Source organism: Myceligenerans indicum (genome assembly GCF_016742955.1).
GTDB classification, from domain to species: domain Bacteria; phylum Actinomycetota; class Actinomycetes; order Actinomycetales; family Cellulomonadaceae; genus Myceligenerans; species Myceligenerans indicum.
The window spans coordinates 1-12,597 of record NZ_JABBYC010000075.1; the positions used below are offsets into that span (position 1 = coordinate 1).

Below are 12,597 nucleotides of genomic sequence, written 5' to 3' on the forward strand. Positions count from 1 at the left end.
CCTTATCGTCGGCAGCGTCAGATGTGTATAAGAGACAGGGGGTGGGGCGGCGGGGTTCGCGGTGATGGGCCGGGACGACCAGTCGTTGTCGATGAGTTTGCCGGATGCGTTGGGTCTGGGGACGCCGGTGCCCGATCCGGAGGATCGGGCGCGGGTGGTGTATCCGGTGTTGGGTGCCGGTGATGTGGTGATCGAGGGCGCGGATCTGTTGGTGACGGTGCATCCGGACGGGACGGGGTTCACGCCGGTGCTGCGGATCGCGGACGGCGCGGCTGCCGAGGCGTTGCTCGGCGAGGTGGGTGATGGAGGGCTGGGGTTCGATGTCGAGGTCGGTGGCGGCCTGACCCTGACGCCGGAGGAGCCGGTGGATCCGGACGCGGCGCCGGATCCGATGCCTGCTGATGGTGGCGAGCCGGACGGGGCGTGGGAGCAGGACACGGGGGTGCCTGAGGCGGAGGCCGGTGGTACGAGCGCTGCGGGCACCGCGGGTGAGGGCACGGCGTCGACGTCGTTGGTGAAGGACGGCGCGGCCAAGGCTTCGGCCGAGGACTCGTCGTCGACGACGGCGTCGGGGACGGACCCGGACATGGGCGCGCAGACCGCTGGCGAGCCGGTCGAGGAGGCGAACGGCTTCTACGCGGTGGACGGCTCGGGCGAGGCGTCGTTCACGGGCGCGGTCGGGTTGCAGTGGGACTCGACGTCGGCCACGACGGCCGGTGCCGCGACGTCGCCGCAGGAGTCGGTGTCGTCCCTGTCCACCCTGGACGCCGCCGCGCCGGATGCGGCCGGGCCGGCGGAAGCGGGCCGGAGCAGCGGGAAGGCGGCGAACGGGCGGGCGCGGGGTCAGGTCTCGCCGTCGGCTCAGGCGTCCGTTGATCCGGGCACGGCGCAGTCGAGTTCTCAGGATCCGGTGCGTGAGGCGCAGCCGGGTGATCGGCTGGCGTTGTTGAGTGCGCGGGTGGCGCCGGATGGTCGGTCGGCGGCGGTGCGGGCGGACGAGGCGATGTTGGCCGATCCGGATACGGCGTTCCCGGTGTTCGTGGATCCGTCGGTGTCGGGGAGCAGGACGGCGTGGACGGCGATCAAGAAGGCGTGGCCGTCCTCGACGTCGTCGTGGAAGTTCTCCGGGAGTGCGGGGGTGGGGTTCTGTGATGTGAGCAAGGACTGGACGTGTGAGCGGTCGGGCAACGTGTGGCGGTCGGTGTGGAAGTTCACGGGCTTGAAGACGGTCGGTAACCTGGCGTCGGGTGACATCGTGGATGCGACGTTCCGTGCGTATGGCACGCACTCGTACTCGTGCACGGCTACCGCGACGGAGCTGTACCGGGTGCCGAACATCACCTCTTCGACGAACTGGTCGAACCATGCCGGTAGCTGGGATTCCTCGCGCAAGATCAGTTCGAAGAGCACGGCCTACTACTCCTCGGCGTGTGGGGGGAGCCATTGGACGGAGTGGCCGGCGAAGTCGGTGGCGAAGACGATCGCGTCCAACGGCTGGCAGTCGATCTCGCTGGGCCTGAAGGGGACCTCGACCACGGACATGAACTCGTGGAAGAAGTACCGGTACGACGCACGGTTCCAGGTGGAGTACAACCGGCCGCCGTATGCGTCGTACGGGCATCAGACCATCGTGGACGGGTCGAACATCGGCTGCGGGACCTCGAGCGATCCGGTCTACTCGAGCTGGTTGCGCCCGACGATGCGTGTCCTGGGCGACGATCCGGACGACAGTCGTGTCTCGGTGCAGTTCGTGGTGGTCGACGTGGCGGCCAATACGCGCGTGTACGAGTCGGCTTGGACCGGCCTGAAGTCGCCGGTGGCGGAGTTCACCCATCGTGTGCCGACCGGTGAGGAGCTCACCTCCGGCAAGACGTACCGGTGGCGCGCGGAGATCAAGGACGCCGGGGGCCTGATGGTGGGGTACGAGGGCTCGAAGCCCTGCTATTTCACCGTGGACAACACCGCGCCGAGTCCGCCGAAGGTCACCCCGCTGCGGGACCACCCGGACGCGCAGGCGTTCTACGAGGCGGACAAGGAACGCGGTGGTGTGGGGCTGACGGGCTGCTGGGAGCTGTACGCGCCGAGCTCGGACACGACCACGCTGTGGTGGGGCTACTCGACGCGGGTGAGTACGACGAAGGTCACGCTCGATTCGACCCGCAAGACACAGGTGTGTGCGACGCCGGGAGGTGCCGGGGAGAAGTTCCTGTACGTGAAGGTCGCGGACGCGGCCGGGCACTCGGCGACGACCGAGTACGAGTTCAAGGTGGCCACCGCCCGTGAGGACGGGGTGTGGACGTTCGACGACCCGGACGCCCGGGGCGTGGACACGTCGGTGTACGACGCGGAGCGCAACGAGTTCGCCCCGGCGGGAAGCTTGAGCTTCCCCTCGACCGGCGTCGATTTCGTGACGGGTCCGCATGGGCAGTTCGGCGCGCGTGACGACGACGAGGCGCTGCGGACGCGGGTCGGGAAGATCGGCTGGACCGATTCCCCGGTCATCGATCCGACGGGTTCGTTCGTGGTCTCGGCGCACGTGTACCTGGATTCGGACACGGATCCCACAGGCTGGTACACGGCGTTGAGCCAGGAAGGCCCGCTGTACAACGAGTTCCGCCTCGGGTATCGGCCCTCGAGTTGTCCGACAGCTTCGGACACCTGCTGGGCGTTCGGTGTCAACCGGGAGCTGGATGCGAACACCACCACCTATGCGAAGTCGAGCGTGCCGGTGCAGTTCGGGCAGTGGGTGCACCTGCTGGGTGAGTACGACGAGCCCGCAGGTGAGGTGCGGTTGTACGTCTGTGAGATCGGGACGCCCGATGACCCGGCGGTCGGCGAGCCGAAGCTGGCGGTCACGCCCTACGTCGGCGCGCTGCCGCAGTCCTCCGGCCGGTTCGTGGCGGGCCGCGGGTTCATCGGCGGCTCCCCGTCGAACTACTGGACCGGCGCGATCGACAACGTGCGCATCTTCCGTGGCGAGGTGCTCGCCGCGGCCAAGATCCGCCGCCTGTGCCAGGGCGCGGAGGCCAACCAGATGGCCGGCGGGGTGGACGACGTCGACCCGACCGTGCTCGGTGGCTCCGGGCAGGGGGTGACCCCGTGAGCGGGCGCCGAGGGCAGATCGGCGGCGAGGGGCGTCCGCGCAGGGAGCGGATGCCGGAGAGGCCGGCCGGCCGGGGCAGCTCGGATGTACGCGCACGACGGGCTGGATGGCTCGGGCGTGCTGCACGGACACCGGATGACGGACGGATCCCGGACGGGACGACAAGGACTGAGGCAGTGATGATCCAGCAGGACGGTGCCACGGGTGGGCTGATGAGCGGTCGAGGCCGGACCGATCGCGGTCATGTCCGTCGTGGGCGTGGGGGGCGTGTCCGGTGGGCGACGGCGGGTGTGAGTCTGGTGGCTGGCGTGTCGACGGTGTTGATCGGGGTGGATCCGGCGTCGGCTGCGCCTGTGGTGGGGCAGATCGTGGCTTTGGAGGCAGCGGCGGCGGCGGAGGTCGACGCGCTGGAGGCGCGGAGTGAGAACTTCACCGAGGTGCTGGCGCAGCTGGGTTCGGAGGATCCGGTGGTCGCGCAGGATCTGACGGCGCCTGAGTGGGAGCCCACGCCTGATCCGTCGGAGGTTCCGCCGGAGGATCTTCCGGCGGAGACGTTGCCGCCGGTGGCGGATGATCCGGGTGGGGAGGGGTCGAGCGAGCCGGTCGAGGATGTGCCGACTGGGTCTACGTCGACCATGTCGTTGACCGAGACGGCTTTGGCGAGCAGCAAGCTGGATGCCGCGAGCGGTGATCTGGACCAGTCCGGCACCGGTAGTGAGCTGAAGGCGTCGAGCTCGCTTGACGGTGAGGCGAGTGGTGATCCGGCTGCGTCGTCGGAGGCGAGCGGTGATCCGGCTGCGTCGTCGTCGGCGGAGGCGCAGGACGAGGGCGTTGCGAGTGCGACGGCGGATCTCGCGGCCGGTGAGGTGCAGGTCGAGGTTGATGGCGTCGAGGTGAGTGTGAGCGGGGAGTCGGAGGGGGCGGGCAAGAACGCGAAGGACGCTCGGGGTGGCGTGCGCGTCGCTGCGGCGAGTGTGGAGCCGGGTGGGTCTGGTGGTGTGCCGGGGTTGCTGGTGCGGGTCGAGGCTGCGGCGGTGGACGCCGGGCAGAAGGCCGACGGCAAGCAGCGTGTCGCGAGAAGCGGGGCTGCGGCCGACGCGGAGCGGGTTGCTCCGGCGGACGGTGTGGTGGATGTGCGGGTGGACTACGCGTCGCTGGTCGAGGGCGGTCAGGTCCCAGGCGGCGACTGGGCGTCGCGGCTGACGCTGGTGGACGTGTCGGGGTGTGACGCGGACGAGCTGGCGTCCGGCGGGTGCCAGGCCGAGCCGGTCGAGGGCGTGAGCAACGATGCGGACGCGCAGACGTTGATGGCGCCGATGGCGGTGTCGCAGGAGGCGACGACGTTGATGGTGGCGGCGAGCGCGTCCGGGGGTGGTGGTGACTGGGGGGCGACGTCGTTGGCGCCGGCGGCGTCGTGGGAGGTCAACAGCGACTTCGCCTGGTCCTACCCGTTGACGATGCCGTCGGTGGCTGGTCCGAGTCCGCAGTTGAGCCTGTCGTATTCCTCGGCCGCGTCGGATGGGCGTATTGCGTCGACGAACAATCAGGCCGGTGCGGTGGGTGAGGGCTGGTCGCTTGCCGAGTCGTTCATCGAGCGGAAGTTCGCGTCGTGTTCGGAGGACCAGGACCCCGTCGACGGTCAGGAACCGAACAACGCGTCGCACACCACCGGTGACATGTGCATCGATGAGGACAACGCGACGATGTCGCTGGACGGGCAGGCCGTTGACTTGGTCAAGACCGCCGATGGGACGTGGCGGCCCAAGACGATCGACGGCACGAAGGTCGAGCGCAAGACGGGTGCGTCCAACGGTGACCAGGAGGGTGAGTACTGGCTGGTCACCACTGCGGACGGCACCAAGTACACGTTCGGTCGTGGTGAGCGGGCTTCGGACGGGTTGAAGACGGGGTCGTCGTGGACGATGCCGGTGTATGGCAACCACCCGGGTGAGGCGTGCTACAAGTCCTCGGCGAACGGTGGGTTCGCGGCCTCGAAGTGCCGGCAGACCTACCGGTGGATGCTCGATCATGTGGTCGAGCCGACCGGTGGCACGATGACGTATGTCTATTCGACCGAGACGCGCCGGTACGGGCACAACCTGTCCGAGGGCACCTCGACGTATACGGCCGGCGGGTTCCTCAAGCGGATCCTGTACGGCACCCGCACCAGCACGGAGGGTAGCGGCCCGGCGCCGGTGCGGGTGGATCTGGAGCACTCGACCCGGTGCGTGCCCGGTACGGGCGTGAACTGTGATGCCGGTCGGGTCAAGGAGAACCTGTCCGCATGGCCGGACGCGCCGGGTGACCTGGTCTGCTACAAGTCGGACTCCGAGTGCGGGGTCGAGGCGATCTCGCCGTCGTTCTACAGCCTGTACCGGCTGGCGCGGGTGACCACGCGGGTGCACGACGGCAGTTCGTACAAGCCGGTGGATTCCTGGCGGCTTGACCAGTCGTTCATCTCCCCCGGGGACGGGTCGCTGGGGGATGGGAACGGCAAGGTGTTGTGGCTGCGCTCCATCCAGCACACCGGCCACGGTGGCACCGCTTCGACGGGTGATGATCTGTCGAACAACAAGGTGGTGTTCGCCTGGGACATGCTGCCGAACCGTGTGGACACGGGCACGGACGGCCTGCCGCCGATGTACCGGCCGCGCGTCACTGGCGTGCGCACCGAATCGGGTGGTGTGATCAGCCCGAACTACCGCACCGAGTGCGCCCCGGGAGACGTGCCCGCAGATACCGATGCGGCCAAGCGGGACAACACGCGTCTGTGCTTCCCTGTGGAGTGGCGGGGCGACAACCTGCCGATCGACTGGTTCCACAAGTACGTGGTCACCAGCGTCACCCAGTCCGGAGCCTCCACCAGCGGTGGTGGCGGGATCGTGACCGGGTCGGAGGACGTGGTCACCCGCTACCGGTACGACGGCGGCGCCAAGTGGGTCAAGCCCACCGGCCCCCTGACCGACCCCGAGGAAGTCACCTGGTCCGAGTACCGCGGGTTCCGCACCGTCGTGGTCACTGAGGGCGACGGCTCGCAGGCCAGCTCCACGACCACCCGCTACCTGCGTGGGGTGGACGGTTCGACGTTCGACGTCGGCCCTGCGGGGCATCGCACGAGTGTGTCCGATCATGACGCGCTGTCCGGTGAGGTCGTGGAGGTGATCGAGCACAACGGCAGCGACGGCGAGGAGGCGGTCTCCTGGGAGGTGACCGATCCGAAGACGCCGGTGACCGTCGCGACGGGGATCGACGGCGTCAAGGCGACTCGCCTGGCCGGGGCGACGACGCTGGGCTACAGCATGGACGCGGCCGGGCAGGTTGCCACGCGCACCCGCGTCGAGACGACCCTCGACGCGTACGGTCAGATCAAGCAGACCGCTGACTCCGGCGACCTTGACCTGTCCGGTGATGAGACGTGTACCAAGGTCACCTATGCCTATGCCGGTGACAGCATGCTGGAGCAGAAGAACATGGTGGCGCTGGTCGAGCGCACCCAGGAGTTCGCGGTCTCGTGCGCCACGGTGGGTGCCGGCGGGGCGTCTCGTCCGGGTGACGTGGCCGGTGACGAGTACACGGTGTACAACTCGCTGGGTCTGGCGGTCGAGGTGTGGACCGTGGACCCGAGTCTGGACCGGGATTCGGGGACGCTGGGGGACGCGGACGGTGTGGGGTATGTGCGTGCGCAGAGGATGGTCTATGACGCGTTGGGGCGCGTCGTGAGTGCCATCGACCGCGCGGGCCGGACGACCACGACGTCGTACACGCCCGCCACCGCACCGATCGCGACACAGACCGTGACCACCGGTCCGGACCCGGACGGGGCCGGGCCCAAGACGTCGATGACCTCGACGACGCGGCACGACGGCGTGACGGGGCTGACGGAGTCGGTCACGGATCGAAGCGGGCAGACGACTCGCGGCGAGTACGACGGGCTGGGGCGACTGGTGGAGGTCACCTATGCCCAGCACGAGGGCCTGTCGCTACCATCGGTGGCCTATGAGTACACGACCCGGTCCAACGGGCTGAACGCGGTGGTGACGCGCACCCTGGGTGCCGACAGCGACGGCAATCCGCTGCAGCATGCCGCGGCCACGCTGTACGACGGGCTGATGCGCGTGTTCCAGACCCAGACCGAGGGGCTCGATACGGGCGAACTGCGTCAGGACGACGCCGCCACGCGAGGCCGGCAGATCACGCAGACGTTCTATGACAGCGCCGGGCGTACCTGGAAGGTCACGAGCCCCCAGTTCGCGACCGGCCTCGTGTCGAACACGCCGGTGCAGCCGGACCTGATCGCGCCGGCGGCCACGGTCTCCTCCTATGACGGTGCGGGCCGCCCGGTGGACGAGATCTTCTACGTGGGCAACCCGGACAACCACCTCAACGAGCGGTGGCGCACGGTGACCCGGTATGACGGCAAGTACACGACCGTCGTGGCTCCCGAGGGTGGTGTGGCGCGCACGACGGTGACCGACGCGCTGGGCCGGACGACGGCGCTGTGGGAGCACAAGACCCGGCCGACAGTTGACTCCGACACGGCCGACGGGCATTGGTACGTGCCCTCGACGCTGCCGGGGTTCGATCCGCGCACCCTGGCACCCTCCTCCTACCGCAAGACGACCTACGACTTCGACCGCTTCGGGCAGATGACGTCGGTGTCCGGCCCTGGTAGCGGACAGTGGACGTATGAGTACGACATGGGTGGCCGCAAGGTGCGCGTGTCCGACCCGGAGGCCGGCATCTCCACGACCGTGTACGACGCGGCGGGGAACGTGGCCCGCACGGTGAACGGGAACGGGAACGAGGTCGGCGCCACCCAGGCTGTGGTGGACGCGAACACGCTGGTGTACTCCTACGACAGCCTTGATCGACGGACCGAGACTGCCGATGGGACCGGGCTGGTACGAGCACGGTGGACGTATGACGAGACGCCGGGCGCGGACGGGCAGGCGGTGAAGGGCTCACTGTCTTCGTCCACACGGATCGAGGATGGCCTGGAGTACACCAGCCGGGTCGAGGGATACGACGAGGCGCTGCGGCCCACGGCCACCTCGGTCGTGCTGCCTGAGCTGGAGGGCCTGGACGGTCTGTCCGGGCGGACGTTCACCACGTCGACCGAGTACCGGATTGATGGGTCGGTGCGCCAGCAGGTGCTCCCCGCCATCGCGCAGCTGGATGAGACCGGTGCGGTGGCCGGGACGGTGTTGGGCAAGGAGCGTGTGACCACGTTCTACGACGACGCCGGCAAGCCGATCTGGATGGGCGGCGGGTTCGGGTGGGGCACGTATGTGGCCGATTCGCAGTTCACCGCCAAGGGCCAGCCGCAGGCGCTGGACCTGGGGACCACGTATGGCGCGGTGGTGGCCTACGACTACGAGCACGGTACGGAGCGGCTGTCGGGGATCCGGCTGAGCCGGGAGCAGTACGACGGCACCGACCTGGAGCTGGCGTACGGGTATGACCCGGCGGGGAACATCACCTCGATCACCGACCAGCCCACCCTGCAGGTGGGGGAGCAGTCTGCGGGCGGGCCGATCGTCCCGGGTGCGGAACGCAACGACAACCAGTGTTTCGACTACGACGGCCTGGGCCGGCTCATTGGGGCCTGGACGGACGCGGACGGGACGTGTGCCGCTTCGATCGGTGACGTGACTGCGGCGCAGGTCGGGGTCGCGGGCGGTTCGGCGGCGCCGTACTGGCAGGAGTACACCTACGACGCTGCGGGCAACCGCACCTCACTGACCGAGCACGTTCTGGACGGCAGTACGGATGTGGTCAAGACGACCTATGAGCACGGGGGTGTGGGTCCGAACCAGGTGACCAAGGCCGTGCAGGCCACTGGGCCGGAAGCGGACATTGACTCTGCGCCGCAGACCACGGTGGGCCAGTACACCTACGACGCTTCGGGCGCCCAGACGACGCGGACCCTGTCCGAGCCGGTCGACCCGGCGGACCCCGTCCAGGTCGAGGCCGACACCGACAGTGACGGACTGCTGACCGTGACCCAGGCGCTGGGCTGGGACACCGAGGGTGAGCTGGCTGGGGTGTCCACCAGCGGTGAGGACGCCGGCGGCGACGAAGAGGTCTTGGCTGGTGAGGCGGAGTACGTGTACTCCGCTGGTGGTGACCGGCTGGTCCGCACCGACGCAGGCGGCACGACGGTGTTCCTGCCTGGTGGGCAGGAAGTGACCGTGACCGACGGCGCAGTCACCGCGGTGCGGTACTACTCGTTCGCCGGGCAGATGGTCGCTTCGCGTAGCGGGAACGGGCTGGGTGGGGTCACCTCCCTGGTGTGTGACCACCACGGCAGCGTGATGGCCTCGGTGCCCAACACTGACTGGACCCCGGATGCGGTCACGCGTGTCTACACCGACCCGTTCGGTGGGGATCGCACACCGGAGAGTGTCGATCCTGAGACCGGGGAGACGGTCAAGCCTGCTGACGAGCTGCCCGGAGACCGCCGGTTCCTGGGCGGGGCCGGCGGCATCGACGACTCCACGACCGGACTCGTCCTCCTCGGAGCCCGCTACTACGACACGACCCTTGGCCGGTTCATCTCCGTGGACCCGGTCATGGATCTGTCCGACCCCGAGCAGTGGCACGGGTACGCCTACGCGAACAACAACCCGGTCACCTACTCCGACGCGTCCGGGCTGTTCGCGGTGATCGGGCCCCTGCTGGATGGCGTCTGGGTGCCCAAGAACTCCAGCAGCCCCGCCGCGGGCAAGCAGGTCGCAGCCAACAACACCGGGTACAAAGGACAGTCCAGCTCTGGGAGCGATAGCAGTGCGGACTCATCGTCGGCTGCCGAGGGTGCAGCAAAGTCTGCTGGAGAAGAACTGGAGGACCGTGTAGACGGAGACGTTCAAGATTCCAGAGCGAACGCGAGCCCCGATGAGTCCGCAGAAAAAGCGGTCTGGCGTAGCGTTTGGGACTCGTTCCATAGTTCTTCACGATATTTTCGCCAGGTGCTCGGTGGGGCAGGGACTCTAGTGTCCTTTGCTGACTACTGTGCTCAGAATGGTTGCATTGATGAGGGCTTGAATTTCTATAGGGATCCGGCGTTCTGGCTGACGGCTGGGCAGGTCGCGAACGAGGAGCTATGGGCTGGTGTAATGTCGGCCATCGGCGCCGGAGCTGGTGCCAGCGTGGGGCTGTGGGCGGGTGCTGCCCTCGGCGGCGGTGTTGCCTCGTTGCCCGCAGGCGCTATCGGTTTCCTCGTCGGCGGTGCGGCAGGCGCCGGTCTTGGGGCGCTCGGGGGTGGTTTGCTTGGGCAGAATATGAATGCTGCACTTGGGCAATGGTCGCGCAAGCGAGGATGGGTTGACTGATGGGATTTGAAGCGCTTCTCAGCGGATATTTCAGTCGAGGTTTCTTCATTCTTGTGGGGATTGTTGGGATCTCGCTATGCGTCTTGGGTCTTGTGATTTTCTTCCGGCGATCGATCGGGAAAGGCGCGCCTACCGATATGGCGCAAATGATCGCTAAACACCGCGGAGACGTTGTCGAGGCCGCAGCAGACGTCCGATCTGTTCCGATTGGTTTGCTCGGGATGCTCTGCTGGATGATCGTCTTGGCGGGTGCCGGGCTGCTAGGCCCAAAGTTCGCCCCGATAGCTCCGCTAGCATTCTCGTTGGCAATCCTTAGCACCCTGGTAACCTTTCTGTGGATATGGGTTGAGAAAGAGTACGCAGTCCCAGGATTTCTAGTTGACAGGAGGGTCAAGGATGTCCCAGGCAGGCGCGCGGCGCGTCGGAAAGGAATAAACATCGATCCTGATCAATTCCTTGAGGGAACAATCGCTGACGAGAGTGAAGTACCCGAGCAAGGCAAGGGCGAGGAGGATTCAGGAATTCAATAGGGCGCGACTGGAGGCGGTACCGTAGATGTGGTCGCCTTCGAGTTAATGTGGTATTCTTGCCTCGTTCGGTGACCGTGCATTGAATCTGGAGCAGGATGAGCACGGCGGCGGCGATCTCGGTGGAGCGACGGCAATCATGACCGCGCTACGTAACGCCGCGATCGCGGTCCTACGCCACACGGGTGGGACCAACCGCCCAGGCCTTGCGACATTACGCCAGAGACGTCAACAGGCCCGTCCAAGCACTCCTACAGGCATGACTTTGCCGCGGCCGTGAAGGGCGACGCGGTAAAGTTGCGTGACTCTTATGCCGCAGCGGCTGACGCAGGAAAGGGTGGAAAGACCGCACCCACACGTGTTTTACTTGCGCAGGAGGTCATCGATGCCTGGGGTTAGTGGTTCTGTCCCTGACGGACAGATTGATGTGCGCGTGGGTGCGGCTCAGGGCGCCACCATCGAGGTCGCGTTCGAACCTCTCGGGACATCGTTTCGTCTCACCGATGGTGATGCTGTTTTTCTGAGGGCTTCGTTGGTGACGATCGCGCAGATCGAGATAGTTACGTGGCCGAATGGGGTGGCGATTTGGCTCCCATATCCGAGCGATGCTTGTGTGGTGGATCAGGATGGGAATGTTCTTGACGAGTTGTGACCGCTTCGAAGGCAAGGTGCGACGGGGTACCAGCCCAAACGACTGCGGGTGTAGCAGACGCCTCAGGAAAGGCTGATGAGAGTGGCCTCGCGCCGCTGCGAGGGCGCGCGGCCCACCACGGTCAGCGTCGCAAGAGGAATCACCACGCGATTCGGACGCCTGGAAGCCCGGTGAACGCGGCATCGGCCGTGACCAGCGCGACGTTCTCGACGATTGCTTGGGCTGCGAGCAGCCGGTCGAAGGGTCGCGGTGCTGCCAGGGCATGGAGCCCGCGTGGAGTACGTGTTCCGTGGCGAGGTCGAGTGGGGTCGCGTCGATGTCCTCCACTCGTCGGTCCCGGGTGTCGACCAATGGACCGGCGTCGTCGAACTTGCCGAGGCGCACCTTGGTGGCGACCTCCATCGCTGAGACCGCCGAAACAAGGAGCTGGTTCTGTGTCGATCGGAGCTTCGTGCACAACTCGGCGTCAAGCCGCTCCGGCGCGCTGAGGAGCCAGACCAAGGCGTGCGTGTCCAGGAGGTAGGTCATTCCCACGCGGCTAGCTTGTCCTCGTCGAGCGGCTGGAAGAAGAGGTCGTCCGGCAGGTTGATCGGCACAGTGCCGAAGGTGCGCTCTGCGACCGGTTGCACCGGCGTCGGGCGCACCATGGGCTTGCCGGCGCGCGCGATGGTCACCTCGTCGCCGTGCTGGGCGCGCGAGATTAGGCCGTGTCCGGTGAATCGCGGAGCCAGAGGATGATCGCGGCGAGGGTGAGTTCGGTGCGGTAGTAGGCGGCTCTCTTGGTGTAGCGGGTGGCCAGGGCGCGGAACTGTTTGAGCCGGTTGAAGCAGCGTTCCACGACGTTGCGGCCCTTGTAAGCCTCGGCGTCGAAGACGGGCGGGCGTCCGCCCCGGTGGCCCTTGCGCAGCCGGTGGGCGGTGTGGTCCTTCTTCTCCGGGCTGGTGAACGTGATCCCGCGTTTGCGCAGCGCCCGGCGGGTTGACG

The 12,597-nt window shown here is 67.3% G+C and carries 6 protein-coding genes; 4 read left to right on the forward strand and 2 right to left on the reverse strand.

The window, feature by feature from the left end; translation table 11 throughout:
• Window positions 1–211 precede the first annotated feature (211 nt).
• From HGK34_RS23680 to HGK34_RS23375, 4 genes are all read left to right on the forward strand, one after another.
• A complete protein-coding gene (locus HGK34_RS23680; protein WP_201851125.1) occupies window positions 212–3,103 on the forward strand; it encodes a LamG-like jellyroll fold domain-containing protein in 2,892 nt (963 codons plus the stop codon).
• Between the two features lie 308 nt (window positions 3,104–3,411).
• Window positions 3,412–10,434, forward strand: a complete 7,023-nt coding sequence (locus HGK34_RS20950; protein WP_201851127.1) for an RHS repeat-associated core domain-containing protein — start codon at window positions 3,412–3,414, stop codon at window positions 10,432–10,434.
• Window positions 10,434–10,964: a hypothetical protein gene (locus tag HGK34_RS20955; protein WP_201851129.1), complete on the forward strand. Its 531-nt coding sequence runs from the start codon at window positions 10,434–10,436 to the stop codon at window positions 10,962–10,964. Before HGK34_RS20950 ends, HGK34_RS20955 begins: the two co-directional genes overlap by 1 nt.
• A gap of 922 nt (window positions 10,965–11,886) precedes the next feature.
• Window positions 11,887–12,021: a hypothetical protein gene (locus HGK34_RS23375; protein WP_280517986.1), complete on the forward strand. Its 135-nt coding sequence runs from the start codon at window positions 11,887–11,889 to the stop codon at window positions 12,019–12,021.
• 116 nt (window positions 12,022–12,137) lie between these two features.
• On the opposite strand, the gene HGK34_RS20960 is transcribed toward HGK34_RS23375, so the two are convergent.
• A complete protein-coding gene (locus tag HGK34_RS20960) occupies window positions 12,138–12,287 on the reverse strand; it encodes a hypothetical protein (RefSeq protein ID WP_201851132.1) in 150 nt (49 codons plus the stop codon).
• Between the two features lie 26 nt (window positions 12,288–12,313).
• On the reverse strand, window positions 12,314–12,597 hold a 284-nt coding region (locus HGK34_RS20965), incomplete at its 5' end, for a transposase (protein WP_201850583.1).

Bases quoted from the DNA above. Each gene is read 5' to 3' on its own strand.
- HGK34_RS20955 (WP_201851129.1), top strand. From the start codon at position 10,434: ATGGGATTTGAAGCGCTTCTCAGCGGATATTTCAGTCGAGGTTTCTTC.